The organism is Aeromicrobium sp. Leaf291 (assembly GCF_001423365.1).
In the GTDB taxonomy this organism is placed as follows: domain Bacteria; phylum Actinomycetota; class Actinomycetes; order Propionibacteriales; family Nocardioidaceae; genus Aeromicrobium.
Map to the genome: position 1 here is coordinate 260,769 of NZ_LMNM01000001.1, position 24,903 is coordinate 285,671.

The window sequence follows — 24,903 nt, forward strand, 5'->3', positions numbered from 1 at the left end:
GCGCGCCTCGCACGTCGCCCGCCGTCGAGGCGCGGAGGCAGCTGCCGGCGACCGCCGATAGCCTCGGCCCATGCGTGCTGTCGTCGTGCCCGAACCCGGTGGAGTCGAGGCCTTGCAGGTCGTCGACGTCGAAGCCCCCGAGCCGGGGCCTGGCGAGGTGCTCGTGCGGGTCACCGCCGCGGGCGTCAACCGTGCCGACCTCATGCAGCGCCAGGGGTTCTACGACCCGCCGGAGGGCGCCACCCCGATCCTGGGCCTCGAGTGCTCCGGCGACGTCGTGGCCCTCGGCGAGGGTGTCACCGAGTTCAGCAAGGGCGAGCACGTGGTGGCGCTGCTCTCCGGCGGCGGCTACGCCGAGTACGTGGCCGTGCCGGCCGGCCAGGTGGCCGTCGCACCGCGCGGGGTCGACCTGGTCGACGCCGCGGGGCTCATGGAGGTCGCGGCCACCGTGTGGTCCAACGTGTTCATGATGGCCAAGCTCCAGCACGGCGAGACGCTCCTCGTGCACGGCGGCGCCAGCGGCATCGGCACCATGGCCATCCAGCTGGCCAAGGCCTTCGGGGCCCGTGTCGTCGTCACCGTCGGCAGCGCCGAGAAGGCCGCGTTCTGCCGCGAGCTGGGCGCCGACCTCGCCATCAACTACCGCGAGACCGACTTCGTCGACGCGCTCGACGAGGCCGGGCTCAAGGCCGACGTCATCCTCGACATCGTCGGCGCCAAGTACCTCGACCAGAACGTGCGCGCCCTCAACACCGCCGGCCGGCTCGTCGTCATCGGCCTGCAGGGCGGCGTGAAGGGCGAGCTGAACCTCAACCGGCTGCTCATGAAGCGTGCCGCGGTCATGGCCACGTCGCTGCGCGCCCGTCCCACGCAGGAGAAGGCGGCGATCGTGTCGGCGATGGTGGCCCAGGTGTGGCCGCTGGTGGCCGACGGCACGGTGCGCCCGATCGTCCACGCCCGGATGCCCCTCGACCAGGTGCGCGACGCCCACCAGGTGCTCGAGGACTCCAGCCACACCGGCAAGGTGCTGCTGACCCTCTGAGCCGTCAGAGGATCAGCTGCTGCGGGCCCGAGGGCTGGCGGTGCGGGTGGTGGCGCAGGTCGGCGTCGTCGGCCGGACCCTGCAGCGCCGTGGTGCGGGACGCCCCGGCCGACGACCGCACCGTCGAGATGATGACGTCGGCCATGCGCTCGCCCACCCGACGCAGCACGGTGTCGAACGCCGGGTGCGCGAGCAGCGCGAGCGACGCGACCGTCATGAGCACCGCGATCGCCGACGCCGGCCATGCGTCGATGCCGCGGCCCTCGAACCACCACTGCGCCGCGAAGACGAACGGCACGTGCAGCGCGTAGATCGCGAGGCTGCGGCGTCCGAGCACCTCGGCCACCCGCTGACGCCGTGGGACGAGCGCGAGCAGGGCGAGGGAGCACACGACCGCGGCCGCGAAGCAGACGACACGCACAGCGAGGGCGACGGTCGGCGAGTCGTGCATGGAGCCGGCCGTGTCGGCCCCGCGGTACCAGCGAGGGTCGACGCCCCAGACCAGAACGGCGCTCGTGACTCCGCCGAGCACCAGCACGGCGGGTCCGACGAGCGCGCTGCCCACGTCGGCGGTCCGGCGGAGCAGCGCCGGGCCGTAGAGGTGGCCCGCGACGAAGAACGGCAGGTAGCAGGCCGCGCGCGCCCAGGCCACGACGTCGGTGTCGGCCACGGGTGCCGTGACCGCCACGAGGGAGACGAGCGTGGCGACCGGCAGCGCCGCCCGGCCGAGACGCCTCACGAGCGGCAGGACGGCCAGCCACCACGCCATCGCCAGGAGGAACCACATGCCGTACACCGGGTGCACGAGCGTCTCGGGGGTGACGTCCGCGCCCCGCAGGGTCAGGAGCGCGACCTGGAGCACGAGGTACAGCCCCACCATCTGCGCGATGCGGTGGGCGCGACGTCGGGTGCTGGCGGTGACGCCGGCCAGCAGCACGAACAAGGGCATGTGGACGATGTAGAGGGCGGTGAGGACGGCGCGCTGCGGCTCGCTCGACCAGCCCGAGTACAGGCCGTCGGGTGCCTGTCCGCCGGACGTCTCGAGGAAGTGGCCCAGGACCACCCCGCCGATGAGCACGCCCTTGAGCACGTCGAGCCGCGGGTCGCGGCGTCGCGCGGGGGCCGACGTCGACCCGTTCCTGACCTCGCTCGTGGTGCTCATCCGCACGACTGAACCAGGCCCGCGAGCCGGTTTCAAACCGTGACGGGCCGGTGTGGGCGGTCTCTCATAGGCTGGACGCATGAGCCAACCTGAGTCCGAGCCCCACCGGTCGACGCAGCTGTCGACGCCGTCGCCGCAGGTCATCGGCCCCGACGGCACCCCCGTCGAGGCCCCCGGCGCCGCGACCCCGGAGACGGCCCAGCGCGGGACACCGCTGGGTGACCTCGTGGAGCAGCCGGCCAAGGTCATGCGCATCGGCGGCATGATCCGCCAGCTCCTGGACGAGGTGAAGGCCGCGCCGCTCGACGACGCCAGCCGCACCCGGCTGCGCGAGATCCACCGCCAGTCCGTCAAGGAGCTCGAGGACGGTCTCGCCCCCGAGCTGGTGGCCGAGCTGCAGCGCCTGAGCCTGCCGTTCGAGGACGAGTCGCCGTCCGACGCCGAGCTGCGCATCGCCCAGGCCCAGCTCGTGGGCTGGCTCGAGGGTCTGTTCCACGGCATCCAGGCCGCGCTGTACGCCCAGCAGGTGCAGGCACAGGCGCAGTTCCAGAACATGAGGCTCGCCCTGCCGCCGTCAAACGGTCCAGAAAGTGACCAAAGTACTGAGTCGGCGCAAAACGGTCCTGCGGGCGGGATGTACCTCTAGTGTGACGCGAAAGGATGCGACCGGGAGAGGGACCCATGACCATCGTGACCGACATCGCTGCACCTCCGTGCACGCGTGAGCCGGTGTTCCGCGACGAACGCCTGTACGCAGGAGCCCACGAGCTCGACGCCGCATCGCGCGTCGGCCTGGGGGAGATCCTTGCGCAGGCCCACCGCCGTTGCGCGGGATGCCCCATGCTCGTCGACTGCCTCTACCGGGCGGTCGTCGAGGTCGACGTCTCGGGCTTCGTGGCCTGCACGACCGAGGCCGACCGCGCGAGCATCCGCGACAGCCTCGGCATCGTCGTCGACGCCAACCAGTCCGGATCGTACGGGCCGGCCCGGCTCGGCGCCGGTCCCGTGAGCCACGAGGCCGTCCTGGCGGCGCGCACCGCGCACCCGAAGGACACCTGCCAGCAGCTCGCCGAGCGGCTCGGCTGCTCCACGTCGACCATCAAGCGCCATCTGCGGCGCGCCCGGGCCGAGGCCGCCGAGCAGGCGTCGGCGCTGGCCGCCGTGGCCGACCTGCCCCGACGCATCCCGTCGGTCGACGAGGTCCTCGACGCCTTCGACTCCCTGGAGTCCAGCCAGCTCGCCTGACCCGCCTCTCCTCCTCAGAGGTAGGTGACGCACCTGATCCGGCCGTCAGAGGTAGGTGACGCACCTGATCCGGCCGTCAGAGGTAGGTGACGCACCGAATCCGACGCTGGTGAGGTGCGAGACCTGCCGCCCGCCGCACCGCCGGTCAGAGCCAGCGACGCAGCTCGTCGGCGAGACCGTCGTCGACCACGCTGCCCGTGACGTCGTCGGCCACGGCCTTGAGCTCGTCCGAGCCCTGGCCCATGGCCACACCCCGACCAGCCCAGCGGAGCATGTCGTAGTCGTTCATGCCGTCGCCCACGGCCAGCACGTCGGCCTGGTCGACCCCCAGCCGCGCGCACACGACCTCCAGGCCGGAAGCCTTCGAGACGCCCTCGGGGGCGATGTCGAGCCAGGCCGTGTAGCCGATGTTGTAGTTCACCTCGTTGAGGCCCAGCCCGTGCACGAGCGCGCCGAACTCCTCGACGTCGTGCTCCGGTGCGCGGATGATGACCCGCGTGACCGGCTCGGCCACCAGCTCGTCGACGTCCTGGATCTTCACGTCGCCGCTGATCTCCCACTCCGGGAAGGGCGCGCTGATCCGGTAGCCCGTGCCGACCTCCTCGACCGCCACGAGCGCGTCGGGCACGTGCTCGAGCACCCGGCGGACCGCCTCGCTGGCATCGAACGTGACCGTGTGGATCACGTCGACCGGGCTGTAGGTGTGCACCACGGCGCCGTTGCTGGCCACCGCGATGCCGTCGTCGAGCCGCAGGTTCTCGGCGGCGTCGATCACCCCGGGGATGGCACGACCGGTGGAGATGACCACGTGCACGCCGGTGTCCTTCAGGGCGTGCACGGCGTCGCGGACCACGTCGGTCATCCGGTTCTCCCAGTCGACCAGGGTGCCGTCGACGTCGAGCGCGACGAGCTTCGGCCGCCAGGTCATGCGCCCGCCTTCGCGACCGGCTCCAGTACCTCGCCGAGGAATGGGTGCAGGGCTGCGGGCAGGCGGACCGACCCGTCGGCCTGCTGGCCGTTCTCGAGCAGGGCGACGATGATGCGCGGCATGGCGCACAGCGTGCCGTTCAGCGTGGCGGTGGGTTCGGTGCCGCCGTCGTCGAGCCGGTTGCGGATGTCGAGGCGGCGGGCCTGGAACTGGGTGCAGTTCGACGCGGAGCTGACCTCGCGGTACTTGCCCTGGGTGGGGATCCACGCCTCGCAGTCGAACTTGCGCACTGCGGAGAGGCCGAGGTCGCCCGCGGCGACGTCGATGACCCGGTACGGAAGCTCGAGCAGGTCGAGCCACTCCTTCTCGAAGCCGAGGATCTGCTCGTGCTGGGCGTAGGACTCCTCCAGCGACGTGCAGACGAACATCTCGACCTTGTCGAACCAGTGCACGCGCACGATGCCGCGGGTGTCCTTGCCGTGCGAGCCGGCCTCGCGACGGAAGCACGGGCTGAACGCGACGTACTTCTTCGGGCCGTCGAGGATCTCGTCGGAGTGGTACGCCGCGAGCGGCACCTCCGACGTGCCCACGAGGTACAGGTCGTCCTTCTCGAGGTGGTAGACGTCGGCCGCGGCCTGGCCGAGGAAGCCCGTGCCCTCCATGGCGCGCGGCTTGACGAGCGCCGGCGGGATCATCGGCGTGAAGCCCCACGCGGCGGCCTTCTGCATGGCCAGCTGGGTGAGCGCCAGCTCCAGCTGCGCGCCGACGCCGGTGAGGAAGTAGAAGCGTGAACCGCTGACCTTCGCGCCGCGCTCGACGTCGATGGCGCCGAGCAGCAGGCCGAGCTCGAGGTGGTCCTTCGGCTCGAAGCCCTCGGCCGCGAAGTCGCGGGGCGTGCCGACCTCCTCGAGGAGCACGAAGTCGTCCTCGCCGCCGGGCGGGGCGTCGGGCGCAGGGTTGGGCAGGGCCTTGAGCAGTGCGGTGAAGGCCTCGCCGGCCGCGGTCTGCTCGGCGTCGGCGGCCTTGACCTGGGCGCTCAGCTCCTTGGTGCGCGTGAGCAGCTGCTGCTTCTCGTCGCCCTGGGCCTGCGCGACCTGCTTGCCCATCGACTTCTGCTCGCTGCGCAACGCCTCGAACGCGGCGATCGTGGAGCGTCGGCGCTCGTCGGCCTCGACCAGCGCGTCGACGACCGACGGGTCCTCCCCACGGCGTCGCTGCGCCTCTCGGATGGCCTCGGGGTCGTCTCGCAACAGCCTGGCGTCGATCACCCCGTCAGCCTATCCGGGCCCCTCCCGCCCCCTCCCCCTGACTCGTACCGCCCCACCCCCCTCCCCGCCGCCTTCACTCGTCAGAGGTAGGTGGCCCGCGGAATCGCCCCGAGCGGTAGCCCTTCCGCGTATACCGGGTGGATATCCGCGGGGCACCTACCCCCGCCCACCGAGGAAGCGCGGTGCACCTGCCGCCGAGACGCGGGAGCCGAGAACTGACGCGACCCGCGGCTGTGGACGAAGGGGCCAGTACGGGCCTTCCTTCCACACCCCCTTGGCAGTCACTCCCACACCGCGCCGCCCGCCGCTGGACTAGGGACGTGCCTCGTACTCCCGTCATCCCCGCCGAGCTTCGTCGCGGCCCCTTCCACATCGACGACGCCGAGAGGGCTGGTGTGAGCCATCACCGACTACGCGGAGCGAGCTACAGGCGGCTCTACCCCCGGGTCTGGGTCCACACCGGTCACGTCATGACGGAGGCCTGCTGGTGGCGCGCGGCGTTGCTGCACGCTCCCGACGACGCGATGTTCACCGGCGCCACCGGCCTCCAGCGGCTCGGCCTCGACCTCGGTCCCCATCTCCCGATCCAGATGGTCGTGCCGCGCGACCTCCACCGCGACGTCGACGACATCGTCTTCCACCGCACCGAGTGCCTGCCTGACAACGAGGACAGGACCGTCTGCCCCGAGGCGGTGTTCGCGGAGATCTGCCGATGGTTCTCCCTGCCGGAGGCGGTGGCGGCCGGCGACTGGCTCCTCGCCCAGGAGCACATGACCATCCGGTCGCTCCATCGATTCTGTGAGAGGGACGACTGGAGAGCGGGCGCGTGGGAAGCACGGCAGGTCTCGCGCCTGCTCGACGCGAGGTCGCGTTCGATCCCCGAGTCCAAGACGCGCGTGCACTTCTGGGCCGCGGGACTCCCGGCCCCCGAGGTGAACGCTCCCGTCCTCGTCGACGGTCGCGCGGTCGCTCTCGCGGACTGGTTGTGGCGCCTCTTCCGTCTCGCGGCCGAGTACGAGGGCGGACATCATCAGAGCGATCGGTCGCAGTACCTCAAGGATCTCGACCGGTACCGGATCTTCAGGCGGATCGATCTCGACTACGTCCAGGTGACCGCGGAGCACAGCCCCACATCGGCGGTGCTAGCGGTCTACCGACGCCTCGTCGCGAACGGCTACGCCGGGCCGCCACCGAACTTCGGGCCCGGCTTCCAGGGGTTGACCGAACCGGTTCCCCTCACACTTCCGCGCTTCGGCCTGGGCGCGCCGGATCCAACAGGGCGTTATGCGCCACTCTTCACGGCTGGTCCGGCCACCGTCGGCACTTCGAAGCATGCTGCGTCGCGACCCGTCGAGCGGTAGGTGGCCCGCACTATCTCGACGCCCCGAGGTAGGCCTCCCGCGGATACGACCGCGGTATTCGCGGGCCATCTACCTCTGACGAGTCGATTCCGCGGGCCACCTACCTCTGACGAGTCGATTCCGCGCGTCACCTACCTCTGACGAGTCGAGGCGGGGGGCGTCAGGGGGGGGAGAGGAGGGCGCGGACGGTGTGGAGCATGGCGGCGTGGGCGGCGGCGACGGAGCGGTCGAGGTCGTCGCGCAGGAGGGACCAGGCGTTCCACGACGTCGACCCGACCAGGGCGTCGAGGAGCGCCGCGCGGTCCGCCGCCGCGTCGAGCTCACCGGCGAAGGCCTGCTCGATGTCGTGCACCACCCGTTCCACGTGACCGAGCCGGCTCGAGCGCAGCGTCGGCGAGAACGGCTCCTTCAGCTGGGCTGCGCGCGCCGCGGGCGAGATGTTCTCGAGCCGACGTGCCCGCTCGGCGCAGAAGCGCTCGATGCGCTCGGGCAGCGGGGCCGACGGGTCGACCTCGCCGCGCAGGGCCGAGTCCTGCTCGAACCAGTAGCCGGTCGTGGCCTGCAGCAGCCCCTCCATGTCGCCGAAGGAACCCCACAACGTGCGCACCGAGACACCGGCGCGCTCCGCCACCTGGGCCGCGGTGGGCAGCAGGTCGCCTCCCCGGATCAGCTCCGCGTGCGCCTCGACGATGGCCCGACGGGTCCGGTTGCCGCGCGCCACCCGTCCGTCCCGCTGCTCCCGCTCCGGGAGCGGCGACGCCTCTGGTCGACTCACGCAACCATCATGCACCCCGAGTGAACATTCACACCAGGTGCATATTGCTTGTGACCCACGTCATGGCCTAGGTTCGCCGCAACCCCGCAGCCGACGAGAGGGACCCTGTGCTGGCGGTCAAGAACCTGGAAGTCGTCTACAACGACGTCGTCCTCGTGCTGCGTGGCGTGAGCCTGCAGGTGCCTCGCGGCAGCATCGTCGCCCTGCTCGGAGCCAACGGCGCCGGCAAGACGACGCTCCTGCGCGCACTGTCCGGGCTGCTCGACGTGCACGACGGCGCCATCACCAAGGGCCAGGTCACGCTCGACGACGTCCCCCTGCACACGCTCACCGCGCCGAAGATCGTGGCGGCGGGCCTCGGGCAGGTCCTCGAGGGACGCCGGGTCTTCTCGGAGTTCAGCGTCGAGGAGAACCTCAAGGTCGGCGGTCACACCCGCAAGGGCAGCCTGAACGACGCCGTCGAGGAGGTCTACGAGCTGTTCCCGGTGCTGCGCGAACGCCGACGCAACATCGCCGGCTACCTGTCCGGTGGCGAGCAGCAGATGCTGGCCATGGGCCGTGCACTCGTGGCCAAGCCCGACTACCTGCTCCTCGACGAGCCGAGCCTGGGCCTCGCGCCGCGCATCGTCCAGCAGATCAAGGACATCGTGGTCGAGATCAACCGACGCGGCACGACCGTGCTGCTCGTGGAGCAGAACGCCACCATGGCACTGTCGATCGCGAGCCACGGGTACGTGCTCGAGCACGGCAAGGTCGTCATGGACAAGCCGGCCGCCGAGCTGCTCGCCGACGACGACATCCGCGACTTCTACCTGGGGCGTGGAGAGCTCGCGACCTCCTACCGCGAGGTCAAGCACTACAAGCGACGCAAGAGGTGGCTCTCGTGACCCACTCGCTCACCGAACCCACGCCCCGCCCCGACGCCGGCGCCACGGCCGAGCCGGTCGTCAGCCTGCGCGGCGTCGAGCTGGCGTTCGCCGGGGTCAAGGCGCTGCAGGGCGTCGACCTCGACGTGCACCACGGCGAGCTGTTCGCCGTGATCGGCCCCAACGGCGCCGGCAAGACGTCGATCTTCAACGTGCTCTCGGGCGTGTACCGGCCCCAGAAGGGATCGGTCACGTTCCTCGGGCAGGAGATCCTCGGCTCCAAGCCGCACGCGATCGCCGCGATGGGCATGGCGCGCACGTTCCAGAACATCGAGCTGTTCGCCAACCTCGACGTCGTCGACAACCTCATGCTCGGGCGCCACCACGCGCTCGGCTACGGCTGGCCGTCGGCGCTCGCCTGGCTCGGCCGCGCCCGCAAGGCCGAGGTGCGCAACCGCCGCGAGGTCGAGGAGATCATCGACTTCCTCGAGATCGAGGCCTACCGCCAGCTGCCCGTCGGGATGCTGCCGTACGGCGTGCAGAAGCGCATCGAGCTCGGCCGCGCCCTGGCCATGGACCCCAAGCTCCTGCTGCTGGACGAGCCGGTCGCCGGCATGAACGGCGAGGAGACCGAGGACATGGCCCGGTTCATCCTCGACGTCGCGGGCGAGCTCGGCATCGCCATGATCCTCGTCGAGCACGACATGGGCCTGGTCATGGACCTGGCCGACCGGGTGATGGCCATGGACTTCGGCAAGCCGATCACCACGGGCACGCCCGCCGAGGTGCAGGACCACCCGGGCGTGATCGCCGCGTACCTGGGCGTCGGCGACGACACCCCCCTGTCCGACGACGCCCCGTCCGAGGCCAGCACCGACCCGAGCACAGGAGAGCAGCGATGAGCCGCCCGACGCTGGCGCAGGCCGTGCGCGAACGCTCCGTCACCAGCCCCGACGCCGTCGCGATGCGAGAGAAGAACCTCGGCCTCTGGGAGGAGATCACCTGGGCCGACTACTGGGAGCAGTCGGTTCTCGTGGGACACGCCCTCCTCGCCGCCGGCGTGCAGGTCGGCGAGCGCGTGGCCGTGCACAGCGAGAACCGGCCCGAGTGGTTGTTCTGCGACGTCGGCATCACCGCGGTCCGCGCGGCCACGGTGGGCCTGTACACGACGAACCCGGCGCCCGAGGTGCTGCACGTGCTGCGCGACTCCGGCTCGTCGCTGCTCATCGCCGAGGACCAGGAGCAGCTCGACAAGGCGCTCGAGGTGATCGAGGACCTGCCCGAGCTGCGGACGATCGTCTACCTCGACCCGCGCGGCATCCGGGGCCGCTACGACGACCGACGACTCGTCTCGTGGGACGACTTCATGGCCGCGGGGCGTGCGCACGCGCAGGAGCACCCGGGCGCGGTCGAGTCGCTCGTCGACGCCGCACAGCCCGACGACCTCGCCACCCTCGTCTACACGTCGGGCACCACGGGTCCGCCGAAGGGCGCCATGCTCTCGACCGGCAACATCGCCTGGGTCGTGGAGCGGCTGCGCACCGACGCGCTCATCGACCCCGCCGCGAACGAGAAGGACCTCGCCGTCTCGTACCTGCCCCTGTGCCACGTGGCGGAGCGCCTGTTCACGGTGTGGACGAGCGCCGCGTCGGGCGTGCAGATGAACTTCGCCGAGTCGATCGACACGGTGCAGGTGGCCCTGCGCGAGATCCAGCCGACCTTGCTGTTCGGCGTCCCCCGCATCTGGGAGAAGCTGGTGGCCGGCGTGCAGATCCGGATGTCGGGCGCATCGCGGCTCAAGCGCGCCAACTTCGCGCTCTGGATGAGGGTCTCGCGCTGGATCGGTCGCACCCTCGTGGCCAATCGCGGCCGGCACACCCTGGCCACCCGCGCGGCCTACGCCGTCGGCTGGGTCTTCCTCTACCGCGCGCTGCGCGAGCGGCTCGGGCTGTCGAAGGTGCGGTACGCCGCGTCCGGCGCCGCGCCCATCGCCCCTGAGGTGCTCGAGTTCTTCATGGGCCTCGGCCTGCCGATGCACGAGGTGTACGGCATGACCGAGAACAGTGCGATCGCCACCGCCAACCGCCGCGGCCGGGTCCTGCTCGGCACCGTCGGCGAGCCGCAGGACGGCATCGAGCTGCGCATCGACGACGAGACCGGCGAGATCCTCACGCGGCACGAGGGCACCTTCGCCGGGTACTGGAACAACCCCGAGGCCACGGCCTCCACGGTCGACGCCGACGGCTGGCTGCACACGGGCGACGTCGGCGAGTGGGTCGACGGCACCTACGTGCGCATCACCGACCGGCTGAAGGACATCATCATCACCGCGGGCGGCAAGAACATCGCCCCGAGCGAGATCGAGAACAGCCTCAAGGCGTCGCCGTACGTCAAGGAGGCCATCGTCATCGGCGACCGGCGCAAGTACCTGACCGCCCTCATCGGCATCGAGCTCGACACCGTGGGCGACTGGGCGCAGCGCCAGAAGATGCCGTTCACCACGTACCGCGACCTCAGCCAGAAGCCGGAGGTCCGGGCCCTCGTGCAGAAGGTCGTCGACGAGACCAACACCAAGTTCGCCAGCGTCGAGACGATCAAGGCCTTCGCGCTGCTGCCGAAGGAGCTCGACCACGACGACGGCGAGCTGACGGCCACGCAGAAGGTGCGCCGCTCGGCCGTGACCGCCCAGTTCGAGGACCTCATCGACCAGCTGTACGCAACCGACCGGAGCCGCGCATGACCGAGTTCCTGCAGGCCGTGCTGAACGGTGTGGGCCAAGGTGCGATCTACGCCCTCCTGGCGCTGGGCTACGTCATGATCTACAAGGCCACGAAGGTCATCAGCTTCGCCCAGCCGGCGCTGATGATCATCGGTGGTCTGTTCACCTACCACTTCACGGTCGAGTTCGGCCTGCCGTTCTGGATCGGCATGCTCCTCGGCATCGTCTGCGGCGCGCTCGTCGGCATGCTGGTCGAGCGCGTGGCCCTGCGCCCCATGGTGGGCAAGCCGGTCTTCACGCTGGCGATCATCACGATCGGCATCGACATCGTGCTGCGCATCGTGGCCAACCGCTACATCGGCGCGCAGCCCAAGATCGTCACCTACCCCAGCGGCAGCGAGCGGCTGGAGCTGCTCGGGCTGTCGATCTCCTACCAGCGGATCGGGCTGATCGCGGTCACGGCGCTGTGCGTCGTGGGCCTCGTCGTCTTCTTCCGCGCCACCCGCACCGGGCTGGCCATGCGGGCCACGGCGATCGACCAGGAGACGGCCCTCGCGCAGGGCATCCGCGTGGGCACGATCTTCGCGATCGCCTGGGGCATCGCCGGTGGCCTCGCCGCCATCGCCGGGACCTTCGTGGCCGCCGGCGCGGCGGGCATCGAGCAGACCAGCTGGACGATCGCGCTCAAGGCGCTGCCGGCGATCATCATCGGCGGCCTCGACAGCGTGCAGGGGGCCGTGATCGGTGGGCTCGCGGTCGGGATCGTCGAGGCGATCACCGCCACCTACCAGCCCGAGTACGCACCGTGGCTGGGCACCAACTTCGCCCTCGTCGTCCCCTACGCCCTCATGTTCGTGGTGCTGCTGGTCAGACCGTACGGGCTCTACGGCACCAAGGAGGTGGAGCGGGTATGAGCATCACCTCCCCGTTCCGACGCGGCGGCCTGCGCAGCCGTCCGCTCGCGCGCACCGACTACGCGCAGGACATCGCGCTCGTCAACACGCCCGGCAAGCGACGCTCGCTCGTCGTCATCCTGGTGCTCTCGTTCCTGCTGCCGTTCCTGGTCGCCGACGACCTGCTGCAGGTGCTGGCGCTCGGCATGATCTCCGCGGTCGGCGCCATCGGGCTGAACCTCGTCACCGGGTACGCCGGACAGGTCTCGCTCGGGCACGCGTTCTTCATCGGCCTCGGCGCCTACACGGGTGCCGTGCTGGGCGGGAACCCCGACGGACCGGTGCTCGGCTACGGGCTGCCGATGTGGATCTGGCTGCCGGCCGCCGGCGTCGTCGCCGCCGTGGCCGGCCTGGTCGTCGGGCCCATCGCGGTGCGGCTGCGCGGCCTCTACCTGGCCATCGTGACCCTCGGGATCGTCTTCATCGGCGACCACGTGTTCCGCAACGCCCGCGACATCACCGGCGGCGCCGGCGTGGGCCGACGTGGCGCCGAGCTGGAGCTGTTCGGCATCGACTTCGCCCAGGCCGGGCCGCTGCTCGGCATGGAGATGTCGCGCGAGCAGAAGCAGTTCTTCCTCGGGCTCGTGTTCCTCATCGTGTTCGCGATCATCGGCCGCAACATCGCCCGCTCGGGCGTGGGTCGCGCGTTCGGTGCCATCCGCGACCGCGACGTCGCCGCGGCCGTCATCGGGGTGGCGCTCACGAAGTACAAGGTCATGGCGTTCGCGATGAGCTCGTTCTTCGCCGGCGTCACGGGCGCCCTCTACTTCGCCGTGGTCGGCGTCTTCGAGCCCGGCGCCTTCAGCCTGCTGCTGAGCATCCAGTACCTCGCGATGATCCTCATCGGCGGCGTGGCGACGATCAGCGGCTCGATCATGGGCGCGATGTTCATCGCGCTGCTGCCGCGGATCTCCACCGAGATCGCCCACTACGTGCCGCTGATCAGCACGAGCGCCGTCGGCGGCGGCCTGCTGACCGTCTTCCAGCTCGAGGCGATCATCTACGGCGCCCTCATCGTCTTCTTCCTCGTGTTCGAGCCCCGCGGCCTCTTCGGCATCTGGATGCGGGTGCGGAACTACTGGAAGGGGTGGCCCTTCTCCTACTGACGTCGGTCCCCCGCACCTGCGGGAATCCCCCGAACGAGGACGCACGACGCGCCTCGCCACCCTCGAAAGGAACGTCATGAGAATCTCTCGACACCTGCTGCGCGCCGGCGTCGGTGCCGCGGTGGCGGCACTCGTGCTCACCGGTTGCCGCAGCTCCGGCGGCAGCGACTCCGCCGCCGACGGCATCACCGACGAGGCCTGCCCGCAGGCCGTGAACGACGACAACGGCTGCATCTACCTGGGCGTGATCTCCGACCTCACCAAGGGCCCGTTCGCCCCGCTCGCCGTGCCCATCACGGACGCGCAGAAGGCGTTCTGGCAGAAGGTCAACGAGGACGGCGGCGTCGGTGGCTACGACGTGGACGTGACGAAGTACGTCCAGGACGCCGAGTACAACCCCGAGATCCACAACCGCAAGTACCAGGAGATCCGCAAGGACATCCTGGCGCTGGGCCAGACGCTCGGCTCGTCGCAGACCCTCGCGATCCTGGAGGACATGAAGGCCGACGACGTGATCGGCGTGCCGGCCTCGTGGAACTCGGCCTGGGAGTTCGAGGACCAGATCCTGGAGAGCGGCGCCAACTACTGCTTCGAGGCCATGAACGGCGTCGACTGGGCCGTCGAGAACCGCGACGTCGCGGGCAAGATCGCCGCCGTCGGCTACGACAACGACTACGGCGGAGACGCCGCGGCCGGCGTCAAGGCCGCGGCCGAGGCCAACGACCTCGAGTACGTCGAGATCAAGGCACCGCCCGGCCAGGACCAGCAGGCCGAGACGGTCGCGTCGGTGCTCCGTGAGGATCCCGACCTCCTGGTGATCTCGACCGGTCCGGCCGAGATGGCCGCGATCGTCGGCGGCGCTGCGGCCGAGGGCTTCGACGGGACCGTCGTCGGCTCCAGCCCCACCTGGAACCCGGCGCTGCTGCAGTCCGCAGCCGCTCCGGCCATCGAGGCGCTGTACTTCCAGGCGGGCCCGTGGGGTCCGTTCGGCACCGACACCCCGGGCCACGAGGCCATGCGCGAGGCCCTGGGCGACGTGACGCCGAGCGACGGCTACACGGCAGGCTGGGCCTGGAGCTACCCGCTCCTCGCAGCCCTGAAGCAGGCCGACGAGGACGGCGGCATCACCCGCGAGAGCCTCGTCGAGGCCGCGAAGTCGCTCGAGGAGGTCGACTACGAGGGCATGCTGCCCAACGAGGCCGGCAAGAACACCGGCGAGCCCGCGGAGTCGGCGTTCCGATCGAGCGTCATCAGCAAGGTCGACAAGGACGCCCCCACGGGCGTGTCGCTCGAGCAGGACCTCACCACGGGCCCCACGGCGGAGGCGTACGACTTCTCCAAGCCGTGCTTCAGCCTGCAGTGACCTGACGCGAAGGGGCCCGGACCATGGCGGTCCGGGCCCCTTCGTCGTTCCCAGCGGCCTCGCGATTCCCATCACCTGATGGGAATCGCGAGCTCACCACGGTTCTCTCCCACTCACCCTCGGAGGCCCTCCGAGGTGAGCGGGGGATTCCGATGGTGGGTGGAGGGATCAGGAGATGGTGCCCTTGCCCTCACCCTCGACGCGGTCGTCGTGCAGCAGCTCGCCCTGGGCGTCGACGGGCGTGTAGCGCACCTCGACCTCGAGCTCGGTGCCCTTCTCGTACCGGAAGTTCTCGCCGTAGGCGAAGGTCTCGCCCTTGCCGAGCGTGTACACGGCGGGATCGGCGATCTCGGAGACGCCCAGCGTCTGCACGTCCTGCTCCTCGTAGAGCGCGCTGTCGGTGATGCCGTCCATGCCCTGCAGGTACGGCCAGTCGACGTAGCGCGACTCGACGTCGACCAGCGAGGAGCCCAGGTCGATCGGATCGCCGTTGTTCGTCACCACGTAGTTGACGAAGACGATCTCGTCGCCCTCGTCGATGATCGGCTCGTTCTTCTCCGGGTCGACGAAGTTGCCGGTCTTGGTGGCCTTGGCGGTGCCCACCTGGTAGACGTCGACGGTCACGTCGCCCGCCTCGACGGTGGCGATCTTCTCGCCCGGGGTCGTGAACGGCTTGGCCCAGGCCGGTGAGCCCTCGGTGGCCGCCGGGGCGTCCTCCGTGGCCTCCTCGCTCGGTTCGGAGGCGGCCGACGTCGGCTCGCTCTCGGGCTCGTCGGAGCCGCAGGCGCTCAGGCCCAGCAGCGCGATGGTGGCGACGGCGGCGATGCCCGCGCGACGGATGGTCATGGTGTCTCCCGATTGTTGAGTGTTCTTCCCACTCGGGACCCTAGCGGTCGGGAACGCCGCACGTGACCACGGCCGTCGGGCCGAGACGTGACGCTCGCGTCAGTGGGCGGCCGCGCCGCGCCGACGCGGGACGAGGTGCAGCACCGCCACGACCACGGCACCGACGACGAGCCCGATGACTGCGGAGAAGAAGGTGTTGGTGAGCCACGCCAGCACGGAACCGAGGCCGCCGGAGACGGCGTCGTGCACGGCCTCCTCGGCGTGGTGCACGAGGTCGTAGAGGGCGTGCCAACCGAGGTCGTCGGTGCCGACGAGCAGGATGTGGCCGCCGACCCAGAGCATGGCGACGACGCCCACCGTGGCGAGCGTGGCGAGGACCTTGGGCATGGCCTTGACCAGACCGCGGCCGACCTTCTGCGCCACGCTCGACGTGCGCTCGGTGAGGGCGAGGCCGACGTCGTCCATCTTCACGATGAGCGCGACCACGCCGTAGACGAGCGCCGTGATGCCGATGGCCACCACGACCAGGATGACGGCGCGGGAGACGAACGCCTCCTCGGCGACCTCGTTGAGCGCGATCACCATGATCTCCGCCGACAGGATGAAGTCGGTGCGCACGGCGTTGGAGACCACCGTGGCCTCCTGGTCCTCGCCCTGCGACGACGACGGCTCCTCGGGCGGGTGGTGGCCCGAGACCTTCTCCCAGAGCTTCTCGGCGCCCTCGAAGCACAGGTACGTGCCGCCCAGCATGAGGATCGGCGTGAGCAGCCACGGCGCGAACTGGCTGAGCAGCAGGGCGGCGGGGAGGATGACGAGCAGCTTGTTGCGCAGCGACCCCTTCGCGATGCGGCCGATGACCGCCAGCTCGCGCTTCGGGTCGAGCCCGTGCACGTAGCGCGGGGTGACGGCGGTGTCGTCGACGACCACGCCGGCCGCCTTCGCGCTGGCGCGTCCCGCCGCAGCACCGACGTCGTCGATGGACGCGGCAGCCAGCCGCGCCAGGGCCGCCACGTCGTCGAGGAGCGCGACGAGTCCGCCGGCCATCAGAGAACTCTCACTGCAGTCATGGGGAAAGGGTAGGTGGTCGGCGGGGGTACGGGCCGTGCTGCGGTGGTTCCGCGTCCGGGTGGGGGTCCGCTGCCGCGGGGGTGGGGCGGCGGTGTGGCTCCTCGGGTGGGGTGGGGCTGCGCCGGCGCGGCTCCTCGGTGGGGTGGGGCCGTCGCCCGCCCACCCGGGCGGTGCGTTCCCCACCTTCTCAGCGCTGAGAAGGTGGAGAGGTCACCGCTCGGTGGGGCGACGAGTGGAGCAGTCACCGCTCGGGGGGCATCGGTGGCTCAGCAACCGCAGGACCCCGCCAGATGTTGACGATCCACCGATGGGGGCAGCCGGAGGGCTCGGCCGCCCCGGGCGCCACCGCCCCGTCGAGGCCTTTCGGGGAACGCCCCCACGTCGAGCCGCGTCGACGCAGCCGCAGGTCCGTGCGACGTCAGCCGCCGGCGAGACGCGAGGAGCGGACGAGCAGGCCTCTCAGCCGCGCGCCGACCACCACGCGCGCAGCGCCTCGGCAGCCAGGTCCTCACCGAGCGGTCCGCGGTCCATCCGCAGGTCGAGCAGGAACCGGTACGCCTCGCCGATCTCGCGACCGGGACCGATGCCGAGGATCTCCATGATCTGGTTGCCGTCGAGGTCGGGGCGGATCGCGTCGAGCTCCTCCTGGGCGGCCAGGACCTCGATGCGGCGCTCCAGGTCGTCGTAGGTGCGCTGCAGACGCTGCGCCTTGCGCCGGTTGCGGGTGGTGCAGTCGGCGCGGGTGAGGATGTGCAGCCGCTCCAGCTGGTCGCCCGCGTCGCGCACGTAGCGACGGACGGCCGCGTCGGTCCACTCCCCCGAGCCGTACCCGTGGAAGCGCAGGTGCAGCTCCACGAGCAGGCTGACCTGGTCGATCTGGTCGTTGCTGAAGCGGAGCGCCTTCATCCGCTTGCGCGTCATCTTGGCGCCCACCACGTCGTGGTGGTGGAACGTCACCGTGCCGTCGTCGACGAAGCGTCGGGTGCGGGGCTTGCCGATGTCGTGCACGAGCGCGGCGAACCGGACCACGAAGTCGGGCCGGTGGTCGAGCCGGTGCTCCAGCTCGATCGCCTGCTCCAGCACGGTGAGCGAGTGCTCGTAGACGTCCTTGTGACGGTGGTGCTCGTCGGCGGTCAGCCGCAACGCCGGCAGCTCGGGCAGCACGTGCTCGGCCAGACCGGTGTCGACGAGGAGGCGGAGCCCCGCCACCGGGTCGCCTCCGCACACCAGCTTCACGAGCTCGTCGCGCACCCGCTCGGCCGACACGATCTCGATCCGGTCGGCCATCGCGGTCATGGCCGACACCGTCGCGTCGTCGGCCCCGAAGCCCAGCTGCGAGGCGAACCTGGCCGCGCGCATCATCCGCAGCGGGTCGTCGCTGAAGGACTGCTCCGGGGTCACGGGCGTGCGCAGCAGCCCGGCCGCGAGGTCGGCGAGGCCCCCGAACTCGTCGACGAACTCCGCCGACGGGAGCCGCACGGCGAGCGCGTTGACCGTGAAGTCGCGGCGCGACAGGTCCCCCTCGAGCCGGTCCCCGAAGGCCACCTGCGGCTTGCGCGACGACACGTCGTAGGCGTCAGCCCGGTACGTCGTGATCTCGATCTGGTCGCCACCCTTGCGCAGGCCGAGCGTCCCGAACTCGCGGCCGACGTCCCACACGGCGTCGGCCCAGCCGGCCACGATGCGCTCCACGTCGTCGGGGCGCGCCGAGGTGGTCAGGTCCAGGTCGTTGACCGCGCGGCCGAGCAGGGCGTCGCGGACGGGGCCGCCGACGAGGGCGAGCTCGTGCCCGGCGGCCTCGAACAGCGCACCCAGGTCGGCGAGCACGGGGTGCTCGTCCAGCACCGCGGCCACGGCCGCGCGCACGGCGGTGGCGTCGGTCGTCGGCTGAGGGTCGGGCACGGGGGGAGAGTCTAGTGTCCGGGCACCGGTGCCGGGGTGCGTGGTGGGCGCGGCGCTGCCGACGTGCCGCGTCCCCGGGGCGCACAGGTGCGGCCACTACGATGGGCCGGGTGACGAACCCGGGCCGACGTCTGCGTCCGGGCCCGCGCTCCCTCCACCGCCGGGTCGCCGCCGTCCTCGCGGCCGTGGTCGGCTGGGGTGCGGTCCTCGTCGGCGCGCCGGCCGCCCAGGCCGCCATCGACCCCGACGTCTCGATCCGCATCACCGGCGTGAGCCCCACCGAGCTGCGCGACGGCGCCACGGTGACCCTGAGCGGACTCGTCACGAACTCCGGTGACGAGCGCTGGACGAAGGCGCAGGCCTACCTGGTGATCGCGCCCGCCCCGTTCACGACCCGGCAGCAGGTCACCGACGCCGTGGAGAGCGAGGCCACCTACACCGGCCAGCGCGTCGTGGAGCTCGACGCGATCGACGAGGTGGGCACCCTCGAGCCGGGCTCGACCCGGCCGTTCCGCGTCCAGGTGCCCTACGAGGACCTGAGGATCAACGGCGCCGAGGGCGTCTACCCGGTCGGCGTGCAGGTGCTCGCGACCGGTGAGGACGGCACCCGCGACACCAACGCCATCGCGCGGGCCACCACGTTCCTGCCGCGCATCGACGACACCTCGCCCCGCGTGCCGGGTGGTCTCGTGTGGCCGTTCGTCATGCCGGACCGGATCGGCCCCGACGGCACCTACCTCGACGCACCCGACCTGGCCGAGCGCGTCTCGCCCGGGGGCCAGCTGCGCAACCTACTCGACCGGGCTCGGCAGGCCCCGGGCCCGGGCACCACCATCGTGCTCGACCCGGCCCTGCTCGTCGGGCTCGACGACCTCGCCGAGGGCCGCCGACTGCCGGAAGGCGTGCAGGTCACCGCCGTCCAGCGTGCGGCTGCCCGCACTTTCCTGACGGACCTGACCGAGCTCTCCCGCCGGGTCACCACCTGGTCCCTGGACTACGCCCGACCCGACGTGCTGGCCATCAGCACGTCCGACGACGCCGCCCAGCTCGCCGCCACCGTCGACCGCGCCACGTCCGGCACGCTGGCCCGGTTCCAGCTCACCGGGCGACGTGTCACCTGGCCCACCCGCACCGGTGTCACGTCGCGCCTGCTCAGCGAGGTGCGTGACGGCGGCGAACGGCCGGTGGTGGTCACCCGCGACGCCGTGCCCGACTGGGAGCCGCGCCTGGGCTCCATCGTCACCCGCCGGACCGACGAGGGCCCGGTCCCGCTGTTCGTCAACGCCGGGCTCGACGTCGGCGTGCCCGGTTCCAAGACCGTGGCGACCCTGCGCCAGCGGCTGGTGAGCGAGGCCGCGTTCGCCTCGCTCGAACGTCGAGGCGACCGGCAGTCCAAGGCCGACGCCTTCGTCCTCCTCGACCCCACCTGGAATCCCGGCGACGCCGAGGCCGGGTCGTTCTCGGGTGCCTTCACGCCCGACTTCGTCACGCCGAGCGACCTGGAGGACCTGCTCTCGACCGGCCGCGCGTCGTACACGGGGTCCGTCCCGCGCACCTCCGACGCCACGCCGCTGCGTGGGCGACAGCTGCGTGCCGTCGAGGACCTCGTGCGTGCTGCATCGGTCGTCTCCGACCTGGTGGTCGACGCCGACGACGTCACGGCGCGCACCGACCGCACCGTCGCCGAGCTGCTCTCGGTGGCGTGGCGCCGCGACCGCGACACGGGCGCGGAGGCCGCCGTCGACCAGCTGCGGCGCACCCGTGCCGCGCTCGACGGGCTGCAGGTCGAGGGGCCGCCGGCGATCACGCTGTCGAGCTCGCAGGGCACCTTCCCGCTCACCGTGAGCAACGACACCGACGACCCCGTCCGTGTCGGGGTGCGGATCAGCACGAGCAACCCGGCGCTCACGGTGCCCGACGTCGAGCCCGTCGAGGTCGAGGCCGGTGAGCGGCGCACGCTCACCGTCACCGTCGACGTCGGCGAGCAGACGTCGTCGACCTTCACCGCGCAGCTCATCACCAGCGGCGGCACCCCGGTCGGCCAGGCCGACTCGTTCAACGTGCGCTCCAGCCGGGTCGGCATGGCGCTGTGGGCCCTGATGGGGGCGGCGGGCCTGTTCGTGCTGTTCGCGCTGGGCCGCCGGTTCCTGCGCGGTCGCGGCCGGGGCGACGCGCTCGAACGGGGCGAGCCCGATGAGTGAGACTCCCCGCCCCCACGACGGCGGCGATGCCGGCGAGACCGAGTCGGCCGACGCCCTGGCCCACGAGGCCGCAGCCCCCGAGGCACCGTTGCCTCCCGAGCATCCCTCCGGCGAGGACTCACCCGCCCAGTCGGACGTCGCGCGGGCGAGCGCCTGGATGGCGCTCGGGACGATCGTCTCGCGCTTCACCGGCCTGGGTCGCAGCTTCCTGCTGGCCTTCACGATCGGTGCGGCGCTGAACGGCGACCTCTTCGAGATCGCCAACACCGTCCCGAACGCCCTCTACATCCTGCTGGCCGGCGGCGTGTTCAACGTCGTGCTCGTCCCCCAGCTCGTGCGCGCCATGCGCGCCGACGCCGACGGCGGCGACGCCTACGCCAACCGCATCCTCACCCTCGGGATGCTCGTGCTCGGGGTCGCGACCCTCGCCCTCGTCGCGCTCGTCCCGCTCATCATGCGGGTCGTGTTCGACGCCGAGCTGTTCGAGCCCGAGCTGGCCGCGCAGCGGGAGTCGGCGCAGCTGCTCATGTACCTGTGCATGCCGCAGGTCTTCTTCTACGGCGCGTTCGTGCTGGTGGGCCAGATCCTCAATGCTCGCCGCCGGTTCGGGCCGATGATGTGGGCGCCCATCGTCAACAACGTCGTGGCCATGCTGTCGCTCGGCGTGTTCCTGGTCGTCCACGGCCACGCCGCGGGCAGCGGCGGCTTCACGACGAACGAGGCGGTCCTGCTGGGCCTGGGCGCCACGGCCGGCATCGTCGCGCAGCACCTCGCACTGCTGCCCTCGCTGCGTGCCGCCGGGTTCCGGTTCTCGCCGCGGTTCGACTTCCGCGGCGTCGGACTGGGCCACACCCTGCGGCTCGGGCTGTGGACGCTCGGCTTCATCGCCGCCAACCAGGTGGCCTACATCGTCGTCCAGCGCCTCGGCTCGAAGGGCACCTTGACCGGAGCCAGCCAGGGCGCAGAGGGCGCCGGGGCCAACGTGTACGCCCTCGGCTACCTCGTGAGCCAGATGCCGCACGGCGTCATCACCGTCTCGCTCGTGACCGCGATCATCCCCACGATCTCCGCCCTGGCCCAGGACCACCGGTACGACCGGATGGTGCTCGAGCTGCAGCGCACCGCGCGCATCACCTTGGCCGTGATCGCCCCGCTGGCCGCCGCCCTGGCGTGCCTGGGCGTCCCCGCCGCGGCCGTGCTCGGCTTCGCGCCCACGCTGCGGGTCAGCGCACCGGCCATCGGCGCCACCATGGCCGCGTTCGCCCTCGCGCTGCTGTTCTTCACGATCCACTACATGGTGCTGCGCGGCTTCTACGCCGACGAGGACACGCGCACCCCGTTCCTCGTCCAGGTCGTGATCGCCGCCGTCAACGTCGCCGCGGCCATCGGCTTCACGCGGGGGGCCGAGCCCGACGAGTTCGCGCCCCGACTCGCCCTCGCGTTCGGCGTCGCCTACGCCGTGGGGGCCGTGCTGTCGACGACGCTGCTGTCGCGTCGACTGGGTGGCGGACTGGTCGATGCCGAGACCCGCCGCTTCCTGCTCAAGCTCGTGGTCGCGTGCGGGGTCGCCGCCGCGCTCATGCTCGGCGCCACCGCCGCGCTCGACTCCGTCGGCGTGCCGCGGGACACCCCCGAGGGCGGACTCCTCGTGCTCGCGGCGGGCGGTGCGCTGGGTGGCCTCGGCTACCTCGCCGCGGCACGCGTGGTGAGGATGCGTGAGCTGTCGCACCTCGTCGGGTCGCTCCTGCGTCGCTAGGTGCGACCCCCGGACCCGTGACCGCGGCGGTCCGGTCGACCGTGGCCCGTCAGAGGCCGGCCTTCTCGTAGATCTCCTCGATGGCGTCGAGGTAGGCGCCCTGGTCGGTGTCGGCCAGCTCGACGTACGCCTGCCGGGCCTGCGCGTCCACCTCCTCGGCCACCTGCTCGTAGCGGGCGTTCCACTGCTCGGCCTCGATCTGCCAGTACCCGCAGGTGTAGAAGTCCGCCTGCGGCCAGCCGAGGTCGCGCCGGAGCCGACGTCGCGCCCCGCGGCTGGCCCTGGCCTCGCCGGCGAGCCACACGTACCGGCTGGCCGGGACGTCGGCGCTCACCTCGCCCCCGCGGGGCAGGTCCCGCTCGGTGACGGCCGCCTCGAGAGCGCCGCAGATGTCGGTCTCTCGGTCCACGACCACCCAGCGGACGTCGACGTCGGCCGGGCTGGGCAGGGCGATGCGGTCGCGCTCGTCGGTGAGCACCACGACGGCCTCGACCTGCTGCCCCGGCCGCAGCCCACGCAGGATGCGGGCCAGCGCCGGAAGACCGGTGATGTCGGCGACGAGCAGCTGCCAGGCCGTGTCGTCGGGGGCGGCGTACAGGCCGTGCGGCTCCATGAGGCCCACCCGGTCGCCGGTGACGCAGCTGCGCGCCCAGTCCGAGCCGACGCCGCGCTCGTGCACGGCGATGTCGATGTCGATCTCCGGTGCTCCGTCGACCACCCGGTGGTCGGAGATGGTGTAGACCCGCGCGGCCGGCTCGACACCGCCCTCGGGCAGCGTCATGACCCAGTTCTCGTCGTACTCCGGGATCGCGAGCTCGGCGCCCGCGGGGGCGATCAGCAGCCGTACGTACTCGTCCGGGACGCCCGTCGAGACGAAGGTGTCCGGTCGCAGCGTCACGGTGACCAGGTGCGCCGACAGCCGCACCTTCCGGACGACGGTGGCGGTGCAGATCGCCGGTGCGGCGGTGGGCATGGTTCCTCCGAGAGCTGGGGAGCGGTGCGTGGCCGCGAGCGCCGCGCACGGGGCGCCCGACGGACTTGCTTAGGCTAGCCTAACTGATTCTGCGGCCGTGCTCGACGCTGGTAGTTTCGGCCGGGTGAGCCCCGCATCCGTGACCGTCCGCACGATCACCCGCGAGGAGCACCTCGACTTCGTCGCGAGCCGCCCCTCCGTCTCCTTCCTGCAGACCCCCGCGTGGGCGCAGGTCAAGGCCGAGTGGGGTGCGGAGTCCGTCGGCTGGGTCGACGCGTCCGGTGCCGTCGTCGGCGCCGCGCTCGTGCTCTACCGCCAGGTCCCGAAGGTCAAGCGCTTCCTCGCCTACCTGCCCGAGGGGCCCGTGCTGCCGTGGCTCGAGGCCGGTGACGACCTGGGAGCCTGGCTCGCACCGCTCGCGGCGCACCTCAAGGCCAAGAAGGCGTTCGGCATCCGGATGGGCCCGCCCGTCGTCACCCGACGCTGGCACGCCGCCACCGTCAAGGCCGCGGTGGCCGACTCCGCCCTCGGCACGCTCGGCGAGGTCCCGGCCGACGTCAACGACGCCGACGCGCTGGCCGTCGCCGACCGGCTGAGCGACCTCGGCTGGCGACGGCTCGCCACGGAGGGCGGGTTCAGCGCGGGCCAGCCGCAGTACAACTTCTGGCTCCCGCTCGCCGACGCCGACGGCACCGCACTCACCGAGGACCAGGTGCTGGCGGGGATGAACCAGCTGTGGCGCCGCAACATCCGCAAGGCGGCGAAGGCCGGCGTGGAGGTCACGCTCGGCTCGCGCGACGACGTGGAGGCGTTCCACGGCATCTACACCGAGACGGCCGAGCGCGACCACTTCACGCCTCGCCCCCTCGGCTACTTCCTGACGATGTGGGACGCGCTGAACGCCGAGGACCCCGACCGGATGCGGCTGTACCTGGCGCACCACGAGGGCGACCTGGTGGCGGCCACGACGCTCGTCCGCGTCGGCACGCACGCCTGGTACTCCTACGGCGCGTCCACGTCGGCCAAGCGCGAGGTGCGCGGCTCGAACGCCGTGCAGTGGCAGATGATGCGCGACTCCCTGGCCGCCGGCGCCACCGTCTACGACCTGCGCGGCATCACCGACACCCTCGACCCCGAGGACCCGCACGTCGGCCTCATCCAGTTCAAGGTCGGCACGGGCGGCCAGGCGGTGGAGTACCTCGGCGAGTGGGACCTCCCCCTCAACCGCCCCCTCTACGCGGCCTTCACGGCCTACATGAGGAGACGAGGATGAAGCGCGACGCACGCGCCGTCCACGCCCTCTCGACGCACGCACCCGCTGCGCGCGTGATCGCGCTTCGTCCGAGCGACGAATGCGGCGACGCAGTCG

Annotated in this window: 21 protein-coding genes; 13 read left to right on the forward strand and 8 right to left on the reverse strand. The window is 71.5% G+C overall.

Features of this window, described 5'->3' with window-relative positions; genetic code table 11:
• Positions 1 to 70: 70 nt before the first annotated feature.
• Positions 71 to 1,042 carry an NAD(P)H-quinone oxidoreductase gene (locus ASF35_RS01285; RefSeq protein WP_055961659.1) on the forward strand — a complete coding sequence of 324 codons (972 nt, stop codon included), beginning with the start codon at positions 71 to 73 and terminating at the stop codon, positions 1,040 to 1,042.
• A 4-nt stretch (positions 1,043 to 1,046) separates the two neighbouring features.
• On the opposite strand, the gene ASF35_RS01290 is transcribed toward ASF35_RS01285, so the two are convergent.
• Entirely contained in the window at positions 1,047 to 2,204 is a 1,158-nt protein-coding gene (locus ASF35_RS01290; protein ID WP_055961661.1) for an acyltransferase family protein, read from the reverse strand.
• A 79-nt stretch (positions 2,205 to 2,283) separates the two neighbouring features.
• On the opposite strand from ASF35_RS01290, the gene ASF35_RS01295 reads away from it, so the two are divergent.
• Together ASF35_RS01295 and ASF35_RS01300 are read left to right on the forward strand one after the other, a co-directional pair.
• Positions 2,284 to 2,850: a bacterial proteasome activator family protein gene (locus tag ASF35_RS01295; RefSeq protein WP_055961663.1), complete on the forward strand. Its 567-nt coding sequence runs from the start codon at positions 2,284 to 2,286 to the stop codon at positions 2,848 to 2,850.
• 35 nt (positions 2,851 to 2,885) lie between these two features.
• Entirely contained in the window at positions 2,886 to 3,449 is a 564-nt protein-coding gene (locus tag ASF35_RS01300; RefSeq protein ID WP_055961664.1) for an HTH domain-containing protein, read from the forward strand.
• A gap of 145 nt (positions 3,450 to 3,594) precedes the next feature.
• Here the strand turns inward: ASF35_RS01300 and ASF35_RS01305 are convergent, their stop codons facing one another.
• Both ASF35_RS01305 and serS read right to left on the reverse strand, forming a co-directional pair.
• Positions 3,595 to 4,377, reverse strand: a complete 783-nt coding sequence (locus tag ASF35_RS01305; RefSeq protein WP_055961666.1) for an HAD family hydrolase — start codon at positions 4,375 to 4,377, stop codon at positions 3,595 to 3,597.
• A complete protein-coding gene (gene serS / locus ASF35_RS01310) occupies positions 4,374 to 5,645 on the reverse strand; it encodes a serine--tRNA ligase (protein WP_055961668.1) in 1,272 nt (423 codons plus the stop codon). The genes ASF35_RS01305 and serS overlap by 4 nt, the downstream gene beginning before the upstream one ends.
• 182 nt (positions 5,646 to 5,827) lie before the next feature.
• Here serS and ASF35_RS01315 point away from each other — a divergent pair, with 182 nt between their 5' ends.
• Positions 5,828 to 7,006 carry a hypothetical protein gene (locus ASF35_RS01315; RefSeq protein WP_162239292.1) on the forward strand — a complete coding sequence of 393 codons (1,179 nt, stop codon included), beginning with the start codon at positions 5,828 to 5,830 and terminating at the stop codon, positions 7,004 to 7,006.
• 160 nt (positions 7,007 to 7,166) lie between these two features.
• On the opposite strand, the gene ASF35_RS01320 is transcribed toward ASF35_RS01315, so the two are convergent.
• Positions 7,167 to 7,781: a TetR/AcrR family transcriptional regulator gene (locus tag ASF35_RS01320; RefSeq protein WP_055961673.1), complete on the reverse strand. Its 615-nt coding sequence runs from the start codon at positions 7,779 to 7,781 to the stop codon at positions 7,167 to 7,169.
• A 107-nt stretch (positions 7,782 to 7,888) separates the two neighbouring features.
• Here ASF35_RS01320 and ASF35_RS17865 point away from each other — a divergent pair, with 107 nt between their 5' ends.
• The 6 genes from ASF35_RS17865 (at position 7,889) to ASF35_RS01350 (ending at position 14,788) form a co-directional block, all read left to right on the forward strand.
• Positions 7,889 to 8,668, forward strand: coding sequence for an ABC transporter ATP-binding protein (locus ASF35_RS17865; RefSeq protein WP_055961676.1), 780 nt, complete (start codon positions 7,889 to 7,891; stop codon positions 8,666 to 8,668).
• Positions 8,665 to 9,549: an ABC transporter ATP-binding protein gene (locus tag ASF35_RS17870; RefSeq protein ID WP_055961678.1), complete on the forward strand. Its 885-nt coding sequence runs from the start codon at positions 8,665 to 8,667 to the stop codon at positions 9,547 to 9,549. Before ASF35_RS17865 ends, ASF35_RS17870 begins: the two co-directional genes overlap by 4 nt.
• Positions 9,546 to 11,387 (forward strand): long-chain fatty acid--CoA ligase, encoded by a 1,842-nt coding sequence (locus tag ASF35_RS01335; protein WP_055961680.1) that lies wholly within the window; start codon positions 9,546 to 9,548, stop codon positions 11,385 to 11,387. The genes ASF35_RS17870 and ASF35_RS01335 overlap by 4 nt, the downstream gene beginning before the upstream one ends.
• On the forward strand, positions 11,384 to 12,280 hold the full coding sequence (locus ASF35_RS01340) for a branched-chain amino acid ABC transporter permease (protein ID WP_055961682.1): 897 nt from the start codon (positions 11,384 to 11,386) through the stop codon (positions 12,278 to 12,280). The genes ASF35_RS01335 and ASF35_RS01340 overlap by 4 nt, the downstream gene beginning before the upstream one ends.
• Positions 12,277 to 13,425: a branched-chain amino acid ABC transporter permease gene (locus ASF35_RS01345; protein ID WP_055961685.1), complete on the forward strand. Its 1,149-nt coding sequence runs from the start codon at positions 12,277 to 12,279 to the stop codon at positions 13,423 to 13,425. The genes ASF35_RS01340 and ASF35_RS01345 overlap by 4 nt, the downstream gene beginning before the upstream one ends.
• Before the next feature lie 76 nt (positions 13,426 to 13,501).
• Positions 13,502 to 14,788, forward strand: coding sequence for an ABC transporter substrate-binding protein (locus tag ASF35_RS01350; RefSeq protein WP_055961688.1), 1,287 nt, complete (start codon positions 13,502 to 13,504; stop codon positions 14,786 to 14,788).
• 168 nt (positions 14,789 to 14,956) lie between these two features.
• Here the strand turns inward: ASF35_RS01350 and ASF35_RS01355 are convergent, their stop codons facing one another.
• The 3 genes from ASF35_RS01355 to ASF35_RS01365 all read right to left on the reverse strand — a co-directional run bounded on the left by ASF35_RS01355 (position 14,957) and on the right by ASF35_RS01365 (position 18,604).
• Complete coding sequence (locus ASF35_RS01355) at positions 14,957 to 15,634, reverse strand: hypothetical protein (RefSeq protein ID WP_055961691.1); 678 nt, start codon at positions 15,632 to 15,634, stop codon at positions 14,957 to 14,959.
• A 99-nt stretch (positions 15,635 to 15,733) separates the two neighbouring features.
• The gene (locus ASF35_RS01360; protein WP_055961694.1) at positions 15,734 to 16,678 is read right to left on the reverse strand and encodes a DUF808 domain-containing protein; all 945 of its coding nucleotides are present in this window, start codon (positions 16,676 to 16,678) and stop codon (positions 15,734 to 15,736) included.
• A gap of 483 nt (positions 16,679 to 17,161) precedes the next feature.
• Positions 17,162 to 18,604 (reverse strand): CCA tRNA nucleotidyltransferase, encoded by a 1,443-nt coding sequence (locus tag ASF35_RS01365; protein ID WP_055961697.1) that lies wholly within the window; start codon positions 18,602 to 18,604, stop codon positions 17,162 to 17,164.
• A gap of 110 nt (positions 18,605 to 18,714) precedes the next feature.
• On the opposite strand from ASF35_RS01365, the gene ASF35_RS01370 reads away from it, so the two are divergent.
• The gene (locus ASF35_RS01370; protein WP_055961698.1) at positions 18,715 to 20,805 is read left to right on the forward strand and encodes a DUF6049 family protein; all 2,091 of its coding nucleotides are present in this window, start codon (positions 18,715 to 18,717) and stop codon (positions 20,803 to 20,805) included.
• Positions 20,798 to 22,561: a murein biosynthesis integral membrane protein MurJ gene (murJ, locus tag ASF35_RS01375; RefSeq protein WP_082495307.1), complete on the forward strand. Its 1,764-nt coding sequence runs from the start codon at positions 20,798 to 20,800 to the stop codon at positions 22,559 to 22,561. The genes ASF35_RS01370 and murJ overlap by 8 nt, the downstream gene beginning before the upstream one ends.
• 49 nt (positions 22,562 to 22,610) lie before the next feature.
• Here the strand turns inward: murJ and ASF35_RS01380 are convergent, their stop codons facing one another.
• Positions 22,611 to 23,534 (reverse strand): siderophore-interacting protein, encoded by a 924-nt coding sequence (locus ASF35_RS01380; RefSeq protein WP_055961701.1) that lies wholly within the window; start codon positions 23,532 to 23,534, stop codon positions 22,611 to 22,613.
• A gap of 124 nt (positions 23,535 to 23,658) precedes the next feature.
• Between ASF35_RS01380 and ASF35_RS01385 the strand changes: the two genes are divergently transcribed.
• Positions 23,659 to 24,807, forward strand: coding sequence for a peptidoglycan bridge formation glycyltransferase FemA/FemB family protein (locus tag ASF35_RS01385; RefSeq protein WP_055961704.1), 1,149 nt, complete (start codon positions 23,659 to 23,661; stop codon positions 24,805 to 24,807).
• Positions 24,808 to 24,903 lie beyond the last annotated feature (96 nt).

Bases quoted from the DNA above. Each gene is read 5' to 3' on its own strand.
- ASF35_RS01350 (WP_055961688.1), top strand. From the start codon at position 13,502: ATGAGAATCTCTCGACACCTGCTGCGCGCCGGCGTCGGTGCCGCGGTG.
- ASF35_RS01300 (WP_055961664.1), top strand. From the start codon at position 2,886: ATGACCATCGTGACCGACATCGCTGCACCTCCGTGCACGCGTGAGCCG.
- ASF35_RS01335 (WP_055961680.1), top strand. From the start codon at position 9,546: ATGAGCCGCCCGACGCTGGCGCAGGCCGTGCGCGAACGCTCCGTCACC.
- murJ (WP_082495307.1), top strand. From the start codon at position 20,798: ATGAGTGAGACTCCCCGCCCCCACGACGGCGGCGATGCCGGCGAGACC.
- ASF35_RS01295 (WP_055961663.1), top strand. From the start codon at position 2,284: ATGAGCCAACCTGAGTCCGAGCCCCACCGGTCGACGCAGCTGTCGACG.
- ASF35_RS01290 (WP_055961661.1), bottom strand. From the start codon at position 2,204: ATGAGCACCACGAGCGAGGTCAGGAACGGGTCGACGTCGGCCCCCGCG.
- ASF35_RS01305 (WP_055961666.1), bottom strand. From the start codon at position 4,377: ATGACCTGGCGGCCGAAGCTCGTCGCGCTCGACGTCGACGGCACCCTG.
- ASF35_RS01285 (WP_055961659.1), top strand. From the start codon at position 71: ATGCGTGCTGTCGTCGTGCCCGAACCCGGTGGAGTCGAGGCCTTGCAG.
- ASF35_RS01355 (WP_055961691.1), bottom strand. From the start codon at position 15,634: ATGACCATCCGTCGCGCGGGCATCGCCGCCGTCGCCACCATCGCGCTG.
- ASF35_RS01380 (WP_055961701.1), bottom strand. From the start codon at position 23,534: ATGCCCACCGCCGCACCGGCGATCTGCACCGCCACCGTCGTCCGGAAG.
- ASF35_RS01340 (WP_055961682.1), top strand. From the start codon at position 11,384: ATGACCGAGTTCCTGCAGGCCGTGCTGAACGGTGTGGGCCAAGGTGCG.
- ASF35_RS01345 (WP_055961685.1), top strand. From the start codon at position 12,277: ATGAGCATCACCTCCCCGTTCCGACGCGGCGGCCTGCGCAGCCGTCCG.
- ASF35_RS01360 (WP_055961694.1), bottom strand. From the start codon at position 16,678: ATGGCCGGCGGACTCGTCGCGCTCCTCGACGACGTGGCGGCCCTGGCG.